At 67.8% G+C, this 18,667-nt stretch carries 18 protein-coding genes; 7 read left to right on the forward strand and 11 right to left on the reverse strand.

Going from position 1 to position 18,667, the window contains the following annotated elements:
• Window positions 1–50: 50 nt before the first annotated feature.
• On the reverse strand, window positions 51–344 hold the full coding sequence (gene groES / locus J7I92_RS03615) for a co-chaperone GroES (protein WP_214837451.1): 294 nt from the start codon (window positions 342–344) through the stop codon (window positions 51–53).
• Between the two features lie 204 nt (window positions 345–548).
• The gene (locus J7I92_RS03620; RefSeq protein ID WP_214837454.1) at window positions 549–947 is read right to left on the reverse strand and encodes a hypothetical protein; all 399 of its coding nucleotides are present in this window, start codon (window positions 945–947) and stop codon (window positions 549–551) included.
• Window positions 948–1,002: 55 nt separating this feature from the next.
• Between J7I92_RS03620 and J7I92_RS03625 the strand changes: the two genes are divergently transcribed.
• Window positions 1,003–2,235, forward strand: a complete 1,233-nt coding sequence (locus J7I92_RS03625) for a class I SAM-dependent methyltransferase (protein ID WP_214837456.1) — start codon at window positions 1,003–1,005, stop codon at window positions 2,233–2,235.
• Window positions 2,236–2,286: 51 nt separating this feature from the next.
• Here J7I92_RS03625 and J7I92_RS03630 read toward each other — a convergent pair whose 3' ends face one another.
• Window positions 2,287–3,117 carry a shikimate 5-dehydrogenase gene (locus J7I92_RS03630; protein WP_311380077.1) on the reverse strand — a complete coding sequence of 277 codons (831 nt, stop codon included), beginning with the start codon at window positions 3,115–3,117 and terminating at the stop codon, window positions 2,287–2,289.
• 12 nt (window positions 3,118–3,129) lie between these two features.
• Window positions 3,130–4,872, reverse strand: coding sequence for a glycoside hydrolase family 3 N-terminal domain-containing protein (locus J7I92_RS03635; RefSeq protein WP_311380079.1), 1,743 nt, complete (start codon window positions 4,870–4,872; stop codon window positions 3,130–3,132).
• A gap of 94 nt (window positions 4,873–4,966) precedes the next feature.
• Between J7I92_RS03635 and J7I92_RS03640 the strand changes: the two genes are divergently transcribed.
• Entirely contained in the window at window positions 4,967–6,118 is a 1,152-nt protein-coding gene (locus J7I92_RS03640) for a glutamate--cysteine ligase (protein ID WP_214837459.1), read from the forward strand.
• Window positions 6,119–6,200: 82 nt separating this feature from the next.
• Here J7I92_RS03640 and tsaD read toward each other — a convergent pair whose 3' ends face one another.
• The 6 genes from tsaD to J7I92_RS03670 form a co-directional block, all read right to left on the reverse strand.
• Window positions 6,201–7,307 carry a tRNA (adenosine(37)-N6)-threonylcarbamoyltransferase complex transferase subunit TsaD gene (tsaD, locus tag J7I92_RS03645; protein ID WP_214837461.1) on the reverse strand — a complete coding sequence of 369 codons (1,107 nt, stop codon included), beginning with the start codon at window positions 7,305–7,307 and terminating at the stop codon, window positions 6,201–6,203.
• Window positions 7,304–7,795 carry a ribosomal protein S18-alanine N-acetyltransferase gene (gene rimI, locus J7I92_RS03650; RefSeq protein WP_214838166.1) on the reverse strand — a complete coding sequence of 164 codons (492 nt, stop codon included), beginning with the start codon at window positions 7,793–7,795 and terminating at the stop codon, window positions 7,304–7,306. Before rimI ends, tsaD begins: the two co-directional genes overlap by 4 nt.
• Window positions 7,796–7,896: 101 nt before the next feature.
• The gene (tsaB, locus tag J7I92_RS03655; protein WP_214837464.1) at window positions 7,897–8,568 is read right to left on the reverse strand and encodes a tRNA (adenosine(37)-N6)-threonylcarbamoyltransferase complex dimerization subunit type 1 TsaB; all 672 of its coding nucleotides are present in this window, start codon (window positions 8,566–8,568) and stop codon (window positions 7,897–7,899) included.
• Window positions 8,568–9,155: a tRNA (adenosine(37)-N6)-threonylcarbamoyltransferase complex ATPase subunit type 1 TsaE gene (gene tsaE / locus J7I92_RS03660; protein ID WP_214837467.1), complete on the reverse strand. Its 588-nt coding sequence runs from the start codon at window positions 9,153–9,155 to the stop codon at window positions 8,568–8,570. The genes tsaB and tsaE overlap by 1 nt, the downstream gene beginning before the upstream one ends.
• The gene (alr, locus tag J7I92_RS03665; RefSeq protein ID WP_214837471.1) at window positions 9,152–10,408 is read right to left on the reverse strand and encodes an alanine racemase; all 1,257 of its coding nucleotides are present in this window, start codon (window positions 10,406–10,408) and stop codon (window positions 9,152–9,154) included. The genes tsaE and alr overlap by 4 nt, the downstream gene beginning before the upstream one ends.
• A 55-nt stretch (window positions 10,409–10,463) precedes the next feature.
• A complete protein-coding gene (locus J7I92_RS03670; RefSeq protein ID WP_214837474.1) occupies window positions 10,464–11,555 on the reverse strand; it encodes a PfkB family carbohydrate kinase in 1,092 nt (363 codons plus the stop codon).
• 126 nt (window positions 11,556–11,681) lie between these two features.
• Between J7I92_RS03670 and J7I92_RS03675 the strand changes: the two genes are divergently transcribed.
• The 4 genes from J7I92_RS03675 (at window position 11,682) to J7I92_RS03690 (ending at window position 17,284) form a co-directional block, all read left to right on the forward strand.
• Window positions 11,682–13,067 carry a 6-phospho-beta-glucosidase gene (locus J7I92_RS03675; RefSeq protein ID WP_214837477.1) on the forward strand — a complete coding sequence of 462 codons (1,386 nt, stop codon included), beginning with the start codon at window positions 11,682–11,684 and terminating at the stop codon, window positions 13,065–13,067.
• A 106-nt stretch (window positions 13,068–13,173) separates the two neighbouring features.
• On the forward strand, window positions 13,174–14,439 hold the full coding sequence (gene mshA, locus J7I92_RS03680) for a D-inositol-3-phosphate glycosyltransferase (RefSeq protein WP_214837480.1): 1,266 nt from the start codon (window positions 13,174–13,176) through the stop codon (window positions 14,437–14,439).
• A 27-nt stretch (window positions 14,440–14,466) separates the two neighbouring features.
• The gene (locus J7I92_RS03685) at window positions 14,467–16,176 is read left to right on the forward strand and encodes a formate--tetrahydrofolate ligase (RefSeq protein WP_214837483.1); all 1,710 of its coding nucleotides are present in this window, start codon (window positions 14,467–14,469) and stop codon (window positions 16,174–16,176) included.
• A gap of 148 nt (window positions 16,177–16,324) precedes the next feature.
• Window positions 16,325–17,284: a DUF559 domain-containing protein gene (locus J7I92_RS03690; RefSeq protein ID WP_214837486.1), complete on the forward strand. Its 960-nt coding sequence runs from the start codon at window positions 16,325–16,327 to the stop codon at window positions 17,282–17,284.
• Window positions 17,285–17,339: 55 nt separating this feature from the next.
• Here the strand turns inward: J7I92_RS03690 and J7I92_RS03695 are convergent, their stop codons facing one another.
• Window positions 17,340–17,891 (reverse strand): DUF2306 domain-containing protein, encoded by a 552-nt coding sequence (locus J7I92_RS03695; protein WP_214837488.1) that lies wholly within the window; start codon window positions 17,889–17,891, stop codon window positions 17,340–17,342.
• A gap of 100 nt (window positions 17,892–17,991) precedes the next feature.
• Between J7I92_RS03695 and J7I92_RS03700 the strand changes: the two genes are divergently transcribed.
• The gene (locus J7I92_RS03700) at window positions 17,992–18,615 is read left to right on the forward strand and encodes a MerR family transcriptional regulator (RefSeq protein ID WP_214837491.1); all 624 of its coding nucleotides are present in this window, start codon (window positions 17,992–17,994) and stop codon (window positions 18,613–18,615) included.
• The last annotated feature ends 52 nt before the right edge of the window (window positions 18,616–18,667 follow it).

The raw sequence follows: 18,667 nt of genomic DNA on the forward strand, positions 1-18,667 counted from the left end.
CCCGCGCGCTGTCCCGGCCTGAGGCGGAACAGCGTGCGGGGGTCCAAGAGTTACTTTACGACGATCGCCAGAACGTCGCGGGCGGACAGCACGAGGTACTCTTCGCCGCCGGTCTTCACTTCAGTTCCGCCGTACTTGGAGTAGATGACGACGTCGCCGATGGCTACGTCGACCGGAACGCGGTTGCCGTCCTCAAAGCGGCCGGGGCCTACTGCAACAACTTCGCCTTCCTGCGGCTTCTCCTGTGCGGAGTCCGGGATGACCAGGCCGGAAGCCGTGGTCTGCTCGGCTTCGAGCGGGCGGACAACAATACGATCCTCAAGAGGCTTAATAGAGACCGACACTCGGACCTCTCCTTTTCGTCAAAATTCATGGACAGTAAAAACTGTTGCGCCGTGGCGGCAAACCGTCGTCGCGGTGCCGGCAGCAGCCAGGCTGGCAGCTCTTCGTGTGTTAGCACCCTCCTAGGGAGAGTGCTAATGACGACTCTATGTAAGTGGTTAGCACTCGGTCAAGGCGAGTGCCAGAATTTCGTCTCGGGTGAACAGCTATTGGCCGGCCAGGTCCTCGAAGTCGACGTCGTCGCCGTCGTCCGTGTCGCCGTCGCCCTTAACGTTGCGGTTCCGGTAAAGCACGACGGCGGCGGCCAGTGCGGTGGCCAGCGAGGCAATGAGGAACACGAGGCCGCCCGTGCGGACCGCCGAGTAGGACTCGCGGATTTGGCGTGCTTCCTCGGTGGCGTCCTGGATGTTCTTGCCGCCCACCGAATACACCGTGGCGTTGAACGAATCCAGGAAGAAGATGATGACCAGGAGCGCGAGGCACACCACGGCGATGGCGGCAGCCGCGATCAGCGCGGGCCTGGCGTACTTGGCAAGGCCGGTGTGTTCGTGGCGGTCAATGTTCCGGTCATCGGCTGGTGGCTGGGGCCCTGCACTGTCTTCCATGCCTTCAACCCTATCGGCACCGCGCGTGTCGGGCTCCTCGATTAGGCTTGATGCCATGGCTGACGCACCGCAGGACCTGATCGCTCCCCTCCTGACCAGCGAAGGCTGGGAGCTGCTGGCGTCCCTCGGCCCGTACCGCGAGGATGAGGCGTTCCGGCTGAACGACTCGCTCCGGAAGGCCGGCCACTCCCCCGCGCTGGTGTCCGCCGTGCTGACTCAGTCCAGGCTGCGAACCAAGGCCGAGGCCAAATTCGGCGAATTCGCCCGGCAGATGATCTTCACGGCCGCCGGGCTGGAACAGGCCACCCGCCTCAACGTCGCGGCCCGGCACGCGGAGCGGTTCGCGACCGCCGGGATCGAGCATGTGGCAGACCTCGGCTGCGGGCTGGGCGCCGACGCCATGGCCCTGGCGTCCATGGACATCAAGGTCACCGCAGTGGAGATGGACGAGACCACCGCCGCCTGCGCCACCATGAACCTGATTCCGTTCCCGCACGCCAGCGTGGTCCACTCCGATGCCACTTCAGTCCCACTCGACGGCGTGGGCGGGGTCTGGCTGGATCCGGCCCGCCGCACCACGTCGACCTCCGGCACAAAGCGCATCTGGGATCCGGAGGAATTCTCCCCGCCACTGTCCTTCGTGGAGTCCCTCGCAGCGTCCGGGCGGGCCGTGGGCGTGAAGATGGGGCCCGGAATCCCCCATGGTTCAGTTCCCGCCGGCTGCGAGGCCCAGTGGGTTTCGGTGGGCGGCGACGTCACCGAGGTCACCCTGTGGTTCAACGAGGTCAGCCGGCCCGGCATCCGGCGGGCGGCGCTGCTGCTCGGACCGCAGGGCGCGGCGGAAATCACCAGCGCAGAGGAGTTCGACGCCGGACCCGTGGCACCCGTCGGCCCGGTGGAGGGCTACCTGTACGAGCCCGACGGCGCCGTCATCCGTGCCGGGCTCGTGGCGGACGTCGCGGCGCGCCTGGGCGGCCACCTCGTGGACGAACACATTGCCTACATCTGCGCCCCCGAACTGGTGGACACACCGTTTGCCCGGGCCTACAAGGTCCTGGAAGTCATGCCGTTCCACGTCAAGTCCCTGAAGGCCTGGGTGAAGCAGAACAACATCGGCGTGCTGGACATCAAGAAGCGCGGCACCTCGGTCACGCCGGAGGAGCTCCGCAAGCAGCTGCTCGCCGGAGCGAAGGGCTCGAAGGGCAAAAAGACAGCCACCCTGGTCCTCACCAGGATCGGCGAGGACCGGGTGGCCATCTCGGTGGAGCCGGTGCAGGCTCGGGCTTAGGCTGCTGCCCGCAGCGGCCGGGGCCGGCAGCCGGGTCCACCGGGCCGGCAGCTACTGCGCCCGGGTGAACTCTTCGGCCGCGCGGACCTGCTCGTCGGTGGGCCGGATGCCGGTGTACAGCACGAACTGCTCCAGCGCCTGGATGGTGGCCACTTCCGCGCCCGTGATTACGGTCTTTCCCGCCGCGCGGCCCGCCTTAATGAGCGGAGTCTCTGCGGGCAGCGCCACGACGTCGAACACCACCTGCGCGGCCTCCACCGCCTCCTGCGGGAAGGACAGCGAGTCGGCGTCCGGGCCGCCGGCCATGCCCACGGGCGTGACATTGATGATCATGTCCGCCCGGCCTCCCGCGTCCGCAGCGGGCAGTTCGGAGCTCCATTTGAAGCCGTAGAGATCCGCCAGTTCCTGCCCGGATGCCTCGTTGCGGGCCACGATCGTGACGTCCGTGAAGCCGGCGTCGCGGAGGGCGGCTGCGGTGGCCTTGGCCATGCCGCCGGAGCCCCTGAGCAGCACGGAGTAGTGCGTGGGGACGGCGTTCCGTTGCAGCAGCTGCTCGATCGCCGTGTAGTCCGTGTTGTAGGCCGTGAGCCGGCCGCCGTCGTTGACGATCGTGTTGACCGAGTCGATGGCCTTGGCCGAGGGGTCCATAACGTCAACCAGGGCAATGACGTCCTCCTTGTACGGCATGGACACCGCACAGCCGCGGATGCCCAGGCCCCTGACCCCGGCGATGGCCTGCGCCAGGTCCGTCGGCGCGAAGGCCTTGTAGATCCAGTTCAGGCCCAGCTGCTCATAAAGGTGGTTGTGGAAGCGGGTCCCGTTGTTGCTCGGCCTGGCCGAGAGGGAAATGCACAGGGTCATGTCTTTATTCAGAATTGGCACGGGTCCATTCTGTCAGCAGCCGGTTCCGGGTGCGTGGGCTCCCACGCCGACGGGCAGCTTTCCGGGGGCCGGTGCCTTGCCTGCCAGCACGGCGGCCAGGACATTGAAGGCTTCCTGGCTGCGCCCGTACAGCGCCACCTTTGCCGGCGCTGCAGATCCTGCCAGCGGCCACGGGGCGTCAAGTGCCACCACGACGTCGGCTTTTGCCGCCGGCTCTTCGTAGCCGATCAGCGTCACGAGCGGTCCGCTGCCAAGGGTGATACCCGCTGCCTGGGCTGCTTTGGCAAAACGTGCCCGGTCCAGTTCACTCCCGCCTGCCAGCCGGATGCGGCCGGGCACTATCGGGCCGCGGCATGGTCCGGCCAGGACGGTGACGGCGGCCGCGGAAACACGCTGCGAGAGGGCGGTGCCGCTGCCGGGTGCCGCGCCGGGCGCAACGGGGGTCCTGGCGCGCCACATCATCATGGTGACCACCCGCTGCGCCGCCTCGTCCAGGCGCGATGCCGGCACGGTTCCGGCCTTCACTGCGCTCACCACTGCCGCGTGCGCGGCTGCCACGTCCCCTGGCATCAGGAGCAGGTCCGCTCCCGCTGCCAGCGCCCGCGGTGCGGCGGATTCCCCGGGGAACTGCTTCTGCACAGCACCCATGTTGAGCGCATCGGTCACGGCCACGCCTTTGAAGCCCATGCTTCGGAGCGTGGCGTAGCTCGCTGTCGACAACGACGCCGGAACGCCCGGTTCCAGCGCGGGCACGGAAATGTGGCCGGTCATGATTATCGGCAGGCCGGCGTCGATGGCGGCTTGGAAGGGCTTCCAGTCCTTCGCCCTGAGTTCCTCCACGGTCGCTTTCTGCACGGGCAGGTTCTCGTGTGAATCGACGGTTACCGTGCCGTGCCCGGGGAAGTGCTTGGCGGAGGGCAGGACCCCGGCGGCCAGCATCCCTTCGGCAAAACCGACGCCCAGCCGTGCCGCGGCGTCCGGGCTGCCGGACATGGCCCGGGCACCGATGGTGGGATCCTGCGGACCTGCCGTGATATCCATGTCCGGCGCAAAGTCGGCGGTGAAGCCGAGCCCGGCCAGCTCGGAGGCAAGCGCTGTGCCGGCTTCGGCGGCCAAACCGTCGTCGCCGGCGGCGCCGTAGCTCATGGGGGCGGGCCATTCCGTCAACGGGGCGCGCAGCCTGGCGACCATCCCGCCCTCCTGGTCCACACCGATCACTGCCGGCCACGTGCGGCCGTCCGCCCTGACAGCTTTCTGGAGGCGGCCAATGCCGGCGGCCATTGCGGCGGTGTCCACGGTGCCGTCGGCGGAGCTCGGCACGTTGTCACCCATGACAATTGATCCGCCCAGGTGCAGCCGTTCGACCGTTGCCGCCTGGGCCGCAAAGTCGGTTCCGGCGAAGAACGGCATCAGCACCTGTCCGGCCTTCTGTTCCACGCTCATTTTTGCGACTGCGGCGCGGGCCGCGTCTTCGTCACGCTGCTGCGGGCCCCAGCCCAGTTGGCGCTCGCCAGGGGACGGCGTGGGAGTCCGGGGTGCGGCCGGGCTGCCGGTGGTGCCGGGGCCGGAGCGGGTGGGGCTGGCCGACGGCGCCGGTGCTTCTGTTCCGGCGGAAGTTCCGGATCCGGACGGCGTTCCGGAACGCGTGGGAGCGGGCACCGCAGTGCAGGCGGCGGAGGCGAGCATGGCCGCAGCCACCGTCAAAGTTGCCGCTGTCTTGTGAAAACTGTCACTGCGTCGTTGAAACCAAGCCATCAACTCGATGCTACCCCTGCACTAGACTTGAACCACCCGTTGCCCGCCCCTAGGCGGCTTCGGCAACGGACGGCGGAACAGTAAAGGGACCACATTGAAGATTGATTTCGCTTCATCCAGGCAATCAACTCTCGGTGTGGAATGGGAGCTGGCCCTGGTGAACGCGCAGACCGGCGAACTGGCCTCCGTGGCCAACGAGGTGCTCCGCGGCGTGGCGGCCAATCACCCTGAGCTCAATGAAAATGACGAACACCCCCACATTAAGCAGGAACTCCTGCTGAACACCGTGGAGCTGGTCACCGGCATCTGCGAAACCGTGGCCCAGGCGAAGGCGGACCTCAGCAGTTCACTCGCCGCCGTCCGGGAAGTCACCGACTCCATGGGCGTGGAGGTATTCTGCGCCGGAAGCCATCCTTTCAGCCCGCCCCAGCTGCAGCCGGTCACGGACAAGGAACGCTACGCCAAGCTCATCGACCGCACCCAGTGGTGGGGCCGCCAAATGGTGATTTACGGCGTCCACGTGCATGTCGGCCTGGACCGCCGCGACAAGGTGCTGCCGGTACTGGACGGCCTGGTGAACTATTTCCCGCACTTCCAGGCGCTGTCCGCGTCGAGTCCCTTCTGGGGCGGCGAGGACACCGGCTACGCGTCCCAGCGTGCGCTGATGTTCCAGCAACTGCCCACCGCCGGGCTGCCGTTCCAGTTCTCCACCTGGGAAGAGTACGAGTCCTACGTCCAGGACATGTTCACCACCGGAGTGATCGACACGCTCTCGGAAATCCGGTGGGACATCCGCCCGGTTCCCAACCTTGGCACCATCGAGATGCGGATCTGCGACGGCCTGGCCACCCTGGAGGAGGTCGGTGCCATCGCTGCCCTGACCCAGTGCCTGGTGGACGAGTTCTCCACCACCCTGGACAACGGCGGGACCATTCCCACCATGCAGCCCTGGCACGTCCAGGAGAACAAATGGCGGGCGGCCCGGTATGGCCTCGACGCGATCATCATCCTCGATGCGCAGGGCAACGAGCAGCTGGTCACCGAAAATCTGCTCGAAACCCTGAACCGGCTGGAGCCTGTGGCCGCGAAACTGGGCTGCTCGGACGAGCTTGCCGACGTCGAAAAAATCATCAGCCGCGGGGCCGGATACCAGCGGCAGCGCCGGGTGGCCGCGGAGCACGGCGGCGACCTCCAGGCTGTGGTGCTGGACCTCGTCCGGCAGATGCGGAACGGCCCCACCGCCTGAGCTTCCAGCGGCGCCACTGCGGCACTGCTGCACTGCTGCACTGCTGGTAGGCAGTACCGCCTGACCTGGACCGAAACGGGGACTACGCCGAAACCGTGGTGACCGGCATGGACGAATCCGGGGCGAACCCGATTCCGCTGGCGTCAACGCCGGCCATGACCAGCTGGGCGCCGAGGGCGGCCACCATGGCGCCGTTGTCCGTGCACAGCTCGAGCGGCGGAACAGTGAGCCGGATCCCGGCCGCGCTGCACCGCTGTTCGGTCAGCTGGCGAAGCCGCGAGTTTGCTGCCACGCCGCCGCCGAGCAGCAGTTCGGTGATTCCGTTTTCCCTGCAGGCGAGCACCGCCTTGGACGTGATCACGTCCACCACCGCTTCCTGGAAGGCGGCCGCAATGTCCGCCACCGGCACCTCTTCGCCGCGGGCTTCGAACTGTTCGACGCAACGGGCGACGGCGGTCTTCAGTCCGCTGAATGACCAGTCGTAGCGGTGCGGGCCGGGTTCGTCCGCGGTGCCCATGTACTTTGGCTGCGTCAGTCCGCGCGGGAACCGGATGGCTTTCGCGTTGCCGGTCCGGGCGAGTTTGTCGATGGCCGGGCCGCCCGGGTAGCCGAGCCCCAGGAGCCGTGCCACCTTGTCATAGGCTTCCCCGGCGGCGTCGTCGATGGTGGAGCCCAGCAGCTCGACGTCATCGGTGATGTTCCTGATCCGGAGGATTTCGGTGTGGCCGCCGGAGACCAGCAGGGCCCCCAGGTTGTCCGGCAGGGCCCCCTGGTTGTCCGGCAGGGCCGGGTGCTGGCCGCCGTCGTCCCTCTGCAGCAGGCCAACGCCGACGTGGGCCACCAGGTGGTTGATGGCGTACAGCGGTTTGCCGGTGGCAACCGCCAGCGCCTTCGCAGCGCACACCCCCACCATCAGCGCCCCTGCCAGCCCCGGCCCGGAGGTGACAGCGATCGCATCGACGTCGCCGAGCTTCACGCCCGCCTCCGCCAGCGCCTCCTGCAGTGTGGGGACGAAGGCGTCCAGGTGCGCGCGGGACGCGATCTCGGGGATGACCCCGCCAAAGCGTACGTGCTCCTCCATGGAGGAGGACACCGTGTTGCTGAGCAGTGCCGTTCCGCGGACGATTCCCACGCCTGTCTCGTCGCAGGAGGATTCGATGCCCAGGACAAGGGGCTGGCTACGGTTCATGGGGTGTCTGCCTCCGTTGACGGCATGGGATCTGTGCTGGGCGGCCTTGCCACAAGGCTGGAATCCTGCAGCTGGAGCCTCATGATCAGGGCATCGACTCCGTCCCGGTAATACCTCGGCCGGACATGGATCTGCTCGAAGCCGAACCGGCGGTAGAGCTCCTGGGCACGCGGATTGTCCGCACGTACCTCCAACAGCACGTCGCCCGCGCGGCGCCGGCGGCTTTCCGCTATGAGTTCGGTCAACAGTGCGGAACCGATGCCCCGGCCTTCGCATTCGGGGACGACGGCGATGGTCTGCACGTCGGCAATCGGTTCAATGCACATCAGCCCGGCATAGCCCACGACCTCCCCGCCGATCTCGGCCACGAGGTAATGCCGGGTCTCTGTCTGCGCCAGTTCGTCATGGAACATTTGCAGCGGCCAGGCGTCCACCGGGAACAACCGGCATTCGAGTGTGTGCACGGCAGGTATGTCCGCCCCGTCCATGCTGCGCAGCGTCACGCGGTCGGGAGTTGTGCCGCCTGGAGTTGCGCCGCCGGGAACAAAGCCGCCGGCGCCGCCGCCTGAGCCGCCGCCCGCCGGGGCGCTCACAGGGCACGCTTCCGGGGTCCGGGCACCTGGGCATCGGATTCACGCAGGTACAGCGGGGTGGAGTCCAAAAGCTGCTCCCCCGCCGCCAGCCGGGCCAGGGCGAACTGGCCCAGGAACAGGGCATCGGGCTGCTCGGAACTGAAGTCGGGGTCGGCGCGAAGGACATCTTCGTAAAGGCCGGCACCGGCGCCGTAGGCGGGGAGGCCGGGCAGGTCCGCGGCGAACCCCACGTGCGGCCCGTCAACCAGCCGGGGCAGCTGGCCATCAGCCAGCGTGTACCGGGCCCAGTACACCTCTTTGCGCCTGGCATCCGTTGCCACCAGGAATTCCGGCACTGCGGCGGTGGATTCGGCCACTTCCAGTGCCATGGCGTCCAGGCTCATTAAACCGTGCAGGGGCTTGCCCCACACGTAGGACAGGGTGCGGGCGGTGGCGATCCCCGACCGCAGGCCTGTGAAGGGGCCAGGGCCCACGCCGGTCACAATCGCATCGATGTCCGCACCGGTGACCCCGGCGTCGGCGAGCATCGCGTCGATGCCCGGGGCCAGCACTTCGGCGTGGCTGCGGGTGTCCTCGGTGGAGAAATTCGCCAGCACTCCCTCCGGCGCATCGTCCGAGACCAGCGCCGCACTGGCCACGGCGGAGGTGTCGATGGCAAGGATGAGCATCAGGAGTTCCCTTTCAAGGCGGCAGGCAGCGGGGGCTGCCCGACCCAGCGCGGACCGAAGCCGCGGATCACGATGGTGCGGGGTTCGTCGTCGTCGTCCGTGTCGAAGTCCATCACAACGCCGGGATCGGAAGCATCCGGTGCGGGGGCACCGGTCAGGGGGCCGCCAAGCGGCCGGTGGAGTTCGACGTCGAGCACGCTCTCACTGAGGTGTTCCACGCGTCCCCGTCCCCACTCCACCACCGTCACGGTGCTGTCCATGGTGTTTTCGAGGTCGATGTCATCGATCTCGGCGGCGGATTCCAGCCGGTAGGCATCCACATGGACCAGGTCGGGGCCGCCCGGCCGGGACCCGTCCGGCAGGTTGGGATGGATGCGGACCAACACGAACGTGGGGGAAATGATGCCCGCCCGGACCCCCAGCCCCTCGCCCAGTCCCTGCGTGAACGTGGTTTTACCGGCACCGAGCTCGCCCGTGAGGATGACCAGGTCGCCCGCCTCCAGTACTCCGCCGAGGGCCGCCGCGAGGGCATGGGTTTCCTCGGCGCTCTGCACTGTGAGGGACAGTTCCCACAGCGGCTCGCTCATCGTGCGTCCCCCTGGCCCTTACTGGTGGCGCCGCCGTCGGAATACTCCTCGTTGACGTACCGCCGCGGCACGCGCGGGCTGATCCGCGTGACAATTTCATAGTTGATGGTGCCGGCAGCGCGGGCCCAGTCGTCAGCCGTCGGCCCGCCATCGGTGCCGTCGCCGAAAAGGACCGCTTCGGCCCCCAGCGCGCTGGCTCCGCCGGACGCCACCCCGCGGGGTCCGAGGTCAATCACCATCTGGTCCATGGCGATCCTGCCCACCACCGGGTAGTTCCGGCCTTCCACACGGACGGGGCCGCCGGTGGCAACGCGCGGCACGCCGTCCGCGTAGCCGAGCGGGATCAGCGCCAGGGTGCTGGCGCCGGCGGTGTGGTAATTGAGGCCGTAGGAAACGCCCTGCCCGTCAGGGACGTCCTTGCAGTGCGCCACCTTGGTGCGGACGGTCATGGCAGGGCGGAGCCCCAGTTCGGCCGGCGTCTGGCCATCGAAGGGTGAGAGCCCGTAGATGCCAAGGCCCACGCGGACCAGGTCGAAGTGGGTGTCCGGGCGGGAAAGCGTGCCGGGGGTGTTGGCCAGGTGCCGCACCTCGGGGTCCACGCCGGCGTCCTCGGCGATGGCCAGGACTTCGCGGAAGGCCTGCAGCTGCTGGTCTGTTTCCGGGCGGTTGGGTTCGTCGGCCACGGCAAGATGGGAGAAAATGCCGACGACGCGGAGGAGGCCCGCGTCCTGGTATTCCATCGCTTCACCGACCAGGCCGTCCCAGGCGTCCAGAGTTGCACCGTTTCGGCCCAGGCCGGTGTCCACTTTCAGGTGGATGCGTGCGGGGCGTTCCTGCTCACGGGCCGCCAGGACGATTTTTTCCAGCTCCCAGCCGGAGCAGCCGATGTCGATTCCGGCAGCGACGGCGGCGCCGAAGTTGCTCTCCGGGGTGTGCAGCCAGGCCAGCAGCGGCGCGTCGATGCCCGCAGCACGCAAGGCGAGCGCTTCGGAAATATGCGCCACGCCAAGCCAGCGCGCCCCTCCCTCGAGCGCGGCTCGGGCAACGGGAACGGCACCGTGCCCGTAGGCATCCGCCTTCACCACGGCCATGACCTTGGCCGGTGAAGCAACGGCCGCCAGGTGGCGGACGTTATGCCGGATGGCCTCCAGGTCGATCACGGCGGAACGTTCGTTGGCGGGACGTTCACTGGCGGGGCCAGACGTTGCATCCCGGAGGGGCCGGAAGTCGCCGGTTGCTGCTGGGTAAGTCACCCTAGTGATTCTAGTGGCGCGGCGGCCGGTGGCTAATCCGGCCGGGAGCCGCGTACTAGGCGTCGGAGAGATGGGCGATGGTGGCGGTGGCCCGGCGCATCGCCTGCGGGGGAACATCGCGCACGATTTCCTCGAGGAAACTGAAGCGCCGCAGCCACTGGCTGCTTTGCCGTTCGGGCCGTGCGTTGGCCCGCTTCCACCAGTCGGCTATATCGCCCCAGCCCGGTGCGGCCAGGGATCCGCCCACTTCCTGGACCGCAAGGGAGGCGCACAGGTTGGCGAACCGGAGCCGGTCCGCCAGCGGCCAGCGGGCTAGGCTGCCCACAATGAACGCCGCCCCGAAGCAGTCGCCGGCCCCGGTGGGGTCGAAGGCGGTGACAGGCAGGGAGGGCACCCACTCCTCCTCGCCCGTTTCGGAGTCCACGGCCATGGCCCCCTGCGGTCCCAGGGTCACCACCGCCACGGGAACCCGGTCGGCGAGCGCATACAGCGCCGCCCACGGGGTGTCCCTGCCGGTGAAGGCCATGGCTTCGCGCTGGTTGGGCATAAAGGCGTGGAAGTACTGCAGGTTGTCCAGCCGTGTGGAGGACCACTGTCCGGTGGCGTCCCAGCCGACGTCGCCAAAGAGTTTGACCCCGGCACTGAAGGCGGCAACGGCCCACGGTGCCAGCTCCTCGTCCAAGTCGGCGACGGCGGCGAGCGCTGTGGGCGGGGCGCCGATCAGTTCCGATGAGGTGACCGGGGCGGGATGGCCGTGGGTCACCATGGAGCGGTCGTGCTGCACGCTGAGGGAAACCGTGACGGGCGAGTGCCAGCCGGGAATCCGTTTGGAGAGCGAGAGGTCCACGTGCTCCTGGCCAGCGAGGATCTTCCAGTTGTAGTCCCCGTACCCGTCATCGCCGAAGGCCGCCGCCAGCCCGGTCCGCAGTCCCAGTCGGGCCGCCGCAATGGCCTGGTTGGCCACCCCTCCCGGGCAGCTTCCCATGCCTTCGCTCCAGATCTCCGTGCCCGGCTCCGGGGCGTGGGGAAGGCCGGTAAAGATGATGTCCTGGAAAACCGTCCCGGTCAGGAGCAGGTCGAAGCCCCCGTCCGTGGGCGTGCGGACGTGGGAGAGCGGGTCGAACCGGCGCCCTGGTATCGCGTCCATGTTCGGCAGACTACGCCCTCCCGCCACCCCTGCAAAGTGCCGCGCCGCTGCTCGCCGGGGGCGGGAGCATGCCCGGGTGCAGGCCGTCACGGGCCGGGGTGCGTGCCGCCGGAATAGACTGCGGGTATGCGGCTCATGATTGCCGGCGGCGGCGGGTTCCGTGTCCCGCTGGTGTACCGGGCGCTCTCTTCCGGCCAGTTCGCTGGGCTGGTGCGCGAGCTTGTCCTGTTCGACGTCGATCCCCTGCGGCTGGCCGCTATCTCCGCCGTCCTGTCATCGATGCGCCCCTCCGACGGCGGGCCCGCCCCGGCCGTCAGCACCACCACATCCCTCGCCGAAGGGCTCAGGGGCACGGACATGGTTTTCGCGGCCATCCGTCCGGGCGGAACACCGGGCCGGACCGCCGATGAACGCGTGGCCCTCGACCTTGGCCTGCTGGGCCAGGAAACCACCGGCGCCGGCGGAATCTCCTATGCCCTGCGGTCCATCCCCGGGATGCTGGAGCTGGCGCGGGAGATGCAGCGGCACTGCCCGGAGGCGTGGCTGGTCAATTTCACCAACCCGGCCGGCATGGTCACCGAGGCGCTGGTGCCCGTGCTGGGAAACAGGGTGATCGGCATCTGCGACTCAGCGGGTGCGCTGGTCCAGCGGGCGGCCCGCGCGGCCGGTGCCCCGTTGCCGGAAGGAAGGCTCGACGGCGTGGGCTACTACGGGCTGAACCACCTGGGCTGGCTTTACCGGCTCGAATCGGACGGGAAGGATCTGCTGCCCGGGCTCCTGGCGGATGCTCAGGCGTTGTCCGGCTTCGAGGAGGGCCGGCTCTTTCCCCAGCCGTTCCTCCAGTCCCTGGGCTGCCTGCCCAACGAGTACCTGTACTACTACTACGAAACCGAGCATGCAGTTGGCGCCATCCGGGCCATGCGGCAGACCCGCGGCGAGTCCATCCACGAACAGCAGTCCGGACTGTACCCCGCACTGGCCGCGGCTGGCCCCCGCGCCTACGAACTCTGGGACGCCGCCCGCCGTTCGCGCGAGGAAGGCTACCTGGCCGAGGCGCGCACCGCCGGCGAACAGCGGGACGAGGACGACCTCGCCGGCGGCGGCTACGAGCGCGTTGCTTTGGGCGTCATGCGCGCGCTCGCCGACGGCGCCACGGATTTGGGCAGCAGCCCAGGCACCGGTGCCCAGCTCATTCTCAACACTCCCAACGCCGGTGCGGTTCCCGGACTGCCGGCGGACGCCGTCGTCGAGGTTCCCTGCGTGGTGACGCCCGACGGCGCGGTGCCCCTGCCGCAGGACCGCCCGGCCGGCGCCCAGCTGGCCCTCATGCAGCGAGTCAAGGAGGTGGAGCGGCTGACGGTCGCCGCGGCGGCGCACGGGCGGCGGGACGACGCCGTCCGGGCCTTCGCCCTCCATCCGCTCATCGATTCGGAGGAACTCGCCGTCGAACTCCTGGCCGGGTACGAGGCGGCCTTCCCTGCCCTCAAACGGCTGTGGCGCGGCGGGGACTGATGCGGGGCCGGCAGGAGTGTTTCCGGTGCGCGGAAGGCTGTGAAGGCGGCGTTACTTCAGGAGTAATGTTTTATCGGATGCAGTTCCGCCAGTTGAAGGGAGAGCCGTGACTCTGATCCGCCGTGTCGCGTTCCTGTCCCTGCACACCTCGCCGATGGAACAGCCGGGTTCCGGCGACGCCGGCGGCATGAACGTCTACGTGCGGGCCCTGGCCTCTGCGCTGGCCGCCAGCGGGGTGGAAGTGGAGATCTTCACGCGGTCCACATCGCCGAACCAGCCCGCCGTCGAGCACCCGGATCCGGGTGTATGCGTCCACAACGTGATCTCCGGGCCGCCGCGGAAGCTGCCCAAAGAGGAACTTCCGGAACTGCTGCACAGCATGGTGGCCGAGATTGAGCGTATCCGCCAGCGGCAGCCGCACGGCCGGTACGACGTCATCCATTCGCATTACTGGGTCTCCGGGGTGGCCGGGCTGGAGCTTTCCCGGCTGTGGGGAGTGCCGCTGGTGCACACCATGCACACCATGGCCAAGGTCAAGAACCTCCTCCTGCACTCGGGCGAGAAGCCCGAACCGCGGCGCCGGGAGGACGGCGAACACCGGATTGTGGACGGCGCGGCACGGCTGATTGCCAACACGCCGGCCGAAGCCGCCGAGCTCGTGTCGCACTACAACGCCGACTTCGACAACATCGACGTCGCTCCCCCGGGCGTGGACCTGACCGTGTTCACCCCTGCGTTCCGGAGCCGTTCCCGTGCCCGGCTCGGAGTGCCCGCCGGCAAGTTCCACCTGCTGTTCGCGGGCCGGATCCAGCGGCTCAAAGGTCCGCAGATCCTCATCAAGGCAGCGGCCCTGCTCCGCGCGCGCCGCCCGGACATCGACCTGCAGGTAACCATCCTGGGCGCCCTCAGCGGAGCCAAGGACTTCGACCTGAAGTCGCTGATCCACGCCGCCGGAATGGACGACGTCGTCACGCACCATCCGCCGGTGAACGCACCGGAGCTGGCCGGCTGGTTCCGTTCGGCCGACGTTGTGGTGATGCCGTCCTTCAGTGAATCGTTCGGCCTGGTGGCGCTGGAAGCACAGGCCTGCGGGACGCCGGTGGTTGCCACCCGGGTGGGCGGACTGTCCCGCGCCCTTTTCGACGGCCGGACCGGTCTGCTGGTGGACGGGCACAAAGCCGCGGACTGGGCGGACGTCTTCGAAGACCTTTACGACGACCCCGCAACCCGGGAGGACATGGGGCGGGCCGCTGCGCTGCACGCTTTGGAATTCGGTTGGACACGCACGGCGGCGATCACGCTGGAGAGCTACCACGCCGCCGTCGACCAGTACATTGGGAGCCACAGGATTCCGGTGGGCCACGGGCCGTAGGCCGGAGCCCCGAACTGAAGGACGACGATGTCTGACACCAACGCTTTGAGTGACCTGGAAATCGCCCAGCGCGCAGTCATGCGGCCCATCACGGAAATCGCCGCGGCTGCCGGGATCAACGCTGACGCCGTCGAACTCTACGGCAGGTACAAGGCAAAGATCGATCCGGCGAAGCTCACGGTTCCGGCCGGCCCTTCGGGCCCGGTGCCGCGCCGGACTCCGGGCCGGGTGGTGCTCGTCTCGGCCATGTCCCCCACGCCGGCCGGCGAAGGGAAGTCCACCACAACGGTGGGGCTGGCGGATTCGTTGGCCCGGGCCGGGCAGAAGGTGATGATTGCATTGCGCGAGCCGTCCCTGGGGCCGGTTCTCGGCATGAAGGGCGGAGCCACGGGCGGGGGCTATTCCCAGGTGCTGCCCATGGAGGAAATCAACCTGCACTTCACAGGCGATTTCCATGCCATCACCTCGGCGAACAACGCCCTGATGGCCCTGGTGGACAACCACATATTTCAAGGCAATGAGCTCAACATTGATCCGCGCCGGATGACGTTCAAGCGGGTGCTGGACATGAACGACCGCTCACTGCGTGAAGTGGTCATCGGGCTGGGCGGACCCCTGCAGGGCGTTCCGCGGCAGGACGGGTTCGACATCACCGTGGCGTCCGAGATCATGGCGGTCTTCTGCCTGGCCACCGGCATCGCCGATCTGCGGGCCAGGCTGGGCCGCATCACCTTCGGCTACACGTATGACCGTGAACCCGTCACCGTGGCGGACCTCGGCGTGCAGGGTGCACTGACCATGCTGCTCCGGGATGCGGTCAAGCCCAACCTCGTGCAGACCATCGCCGGGACGCCTGCCCTCGTGCACGGCGGACCGTTCGCCAACATCGCACACGGCTGCAACTCCCTGATCGCCACCCAGACCGCCCGCCGCCTGGCGGACATCGTGGTCACCGAAGCCGGCTTCGGCGCGGACCTCGGGGCCGAAAAGTACATGGACATCAAAGCGCGGGTCGCAGACGTGGCGCCGTCCGCCGTCGTGCTCGTGGCCACCGTGCGGGCGCTGAAGATGCACGGCGGGGTGGCCAAGGACCTGCTCAAGGAACCCAATCCGGAGGCCCTGGCCGCCGGCGTGGCCAACCTCCGGCGGCACATCCGCAACGTGGAAAAGTTCGGGATCATCCCGGTGGTGGCCGTCAACAAGTTCGCCACCGATACCCCCGAAGAGCTCGCCTGGCTGCTCGAATGGTGCGCCGGGGAGGGCGTGCCGGCTGCAGTGGCCGACGTATGGGGCCGCGGCGGCGGAGGGGACGGCGGCGACGAGCTCGCGGCCAAGGTGCTTGCCGCGCTCGACGCTCCGCACAGCTTCCGGCACCTGTATCCGCTGGATCTGTCTGTGGAGGACAAGATCCGGACCATCGTGCAGGAGATGTACGGAGCCGACGGCGTGGACTTCTCCGTCCCGGCCCTGCGGCGGCTCGCGGAGATCGAGAAGTACGGCTGGGCCGGCCTGCCGGTGTGCATGGCCAAGACCCAGTACTCGTTCAGCGACGAGGCCACGAAACTGGGCGCCCCGAAAGGCTTCACGGTGCACGTCCGCGACCTCATCCCGAAGACGGGGGCCGGATTCATCGTGGCGCTGACGGGCGCGGTGATGACCATGCCGGGCCTGCCCAAGGTTCCGGCGGCCATGCGGATGGACGTGGACGACACCGGCAAACCCACGGGCCTCTTCTAGACGCTCTCTCACTACCCGCCGCCCTTCCCCCGACGCTCTCTCACTACCCGCCGCCCTTCCCTAGACGCTCTCTCACTACCTAACGCGCCCGGCGGCCGCCTGTGGATAACTTCTGCAGCGGGACGACCTTTCACGCCACAATGCCAGCATGCAAAAGCCCAACAATCTGCCCGGCCCACTGGCGGTAGCTCCATTTACCATCGACATGGCGAGGGCCTCCGGCGTCACGATCGGCCGGCTGCGGCGACAGGACGTGGTCCACGTCAGCCGCGGACTCTACCGTCCCTCGGACTGGAACTTTGAGTTGGAAGCCGCCGCACGGGCATTATCTGCCGTGTCCCCCGGGGCGTGGATCTCCCACGTGACTGCAGCACGGCTGCGGTGCCAACTGTTGCCGCCATGGCTGGCGGACTCGACTGAGCTTCACCTGAGCAAGCCGCGGGCGTTGCCCTCAGTACGCCGTAAGGGCACCCTCGGCCACACAGTTCTGGCTGCGGAGGATGAGATTGAATCCACCGACGGCATCCGGATCAGCACACGATCGCGAACATGGCTGGACCTGTCCCGGCGGCTCTCGGTCAGGGAGTTGGTGTGCATGGGTGATCAGTTGATTCGTATTCCGCGGGTCGACTTCGAGGGCCGGACGGAGCCCTACGACACCGTGGAGGGGTTGCGGACCTTGGTGGCGCGCCATCCAAACTTGCAGGGCATTGTCCGAGCCCGGCAAGCGCTGGATCTGATGCGCGTCGGATCGGACTCCGCACCCGAATCCCTGCTCCGCCTGGCCATGGCCGACGCCGGCCTCCCGGAACCCGGTCTCCAAGTGGCGCTGCGGGCCGACGATGCCACGTCTCCATCCGCCGATCTGGGGTATCGCCACAGGCGCCTGGCCGTCCAGTACGACGGCGGACATCACCTTGGCGACGCCCAGGTCCTGATCGACAGGCGTCGCGACAAGGCTTTCGAATCGGCAGGCTGGACAGTCCTGGTAGTCAACAAGGACGACCTTGCCGATGAATTCCAACGGACGATAGGAAAGATCAAACGAGCACTGCGCACGGGCTGGGTAGACCATTCGTTCGCCTCCGGCTTTGCCGACGCCGGGTAAGAGAGCGTCCGCCGGAAACCGACCGGAAGTGAGAGAGCGTCGGCCGGAACCGGGGTCAGGAGTTGATGCGGCCGGCAGGTTCAGTTTCTGCCGGCTGGGCTCCTCGCCGGACGGCCAGCACCGCAGGGCTCCGCGAAACGCGTGATGAGCCCACACCGACGCCGCGTTTGAGTGAGACGAATACCACCACCACGCTCAGCACCACCAGCCCTTCAACGAACACAGCGGTGGACGGGTCTGCGGCAAGGAGCTGCGGGATGGCCCGTCCGGGCACCGCAACGGCAAAGACGAACGCCACGGCAATGCCGATATAGCTGCCGATCATGTTTCCCAGGTGCGAGGGGATGTTGTGGCGGATTGCGCTGACCAGGCCGAGGGTGACCGTCACGATGGTGAAGGCGGACAATCCGTGCAGCCAGGTGAAGTGGCCCGCGGTCACTATCCAGAAACTGCTGAAGCAGACGTAGTACATGGCCGCGACCCACAGGTAGCCCATGGTGCGGTGGATGCGGTCACGGCGCCGGCGAAAAATCTGGAAAGGGCCGATCGCGAGGACGAACAGCGCGGCAATCACGTGGCTGACAAGCAGTACATTCCAGTGGTCCATAGCCTTAGGATAGAGCTACTATCCAATGCGTGTACATCAGGATAGCTGGCGCTGGATCCGCTATCCAATAGATCCAGGCCCTCGCAGGAGGAAGGCGCACATGCAGCTCAAGGAACTGAGCCGGCAGTCAGGAGTTTCAGCCGCCAGCATCAAGTACTACCTGCGCGAGGGCCTGCTGCCAGCGGGCGAGACCGTCCACGCGACCCGCGCCCAATACTCAGCAAGGCACGTCGAGCGTCTCGAGTTGATCCAGGCCCTCCGCCGGATAGTCGGGCTGACCATTGAGCAGATCGGAGGCCTCCTCAGAATGGCCGACGACGGCGTCCCGCGGCTTGCGCTGTTGGCAGCGGTTCAGCGGGTGGTGCTGAATCTGGACTCCCGGGCCACAGCGGGCGGCGGGCCGGGCACGCCGGCGGCTGACGCCGTCGTACGCCTGAGAAGCTGGCCCGATTCCCCCAGTGACGCCCGAAACGCACTGAACGCTCATCTCGAACTGATGGAAAGCCTCAACATCCCGGTGTCCGGCGAGCTCCTGGACACCTACAGCAAGGCAATGAACGACGTCGCCGGGCTCGACATCGCGGCCACGACCGCCCCCGAGAGCGTGGACCGGCTGATTCTGACGGCCGCCGTCGGCATGCACATGCACAGCCAGCTGCTGCTCAAGCTGCTCGCCCTTGCCCAGGCGAGCCATGCCATCCGGCGCTACGAACGGGACGCTTAAAGCGCGATGCTCCCCCACCGGAAAGTGAGAGAGCGTCGCGCCGAAAGCGGGC

It is taken from the genome of Arthrobacter sp. ISL-72 (assembly GCF_018613755.1).
Classification (GTDB): domain Bacteria; phylum Actinomycetota; class Actinomycetes; order Actinomycetales; family Micrococcaceae; genus Arthrobacter.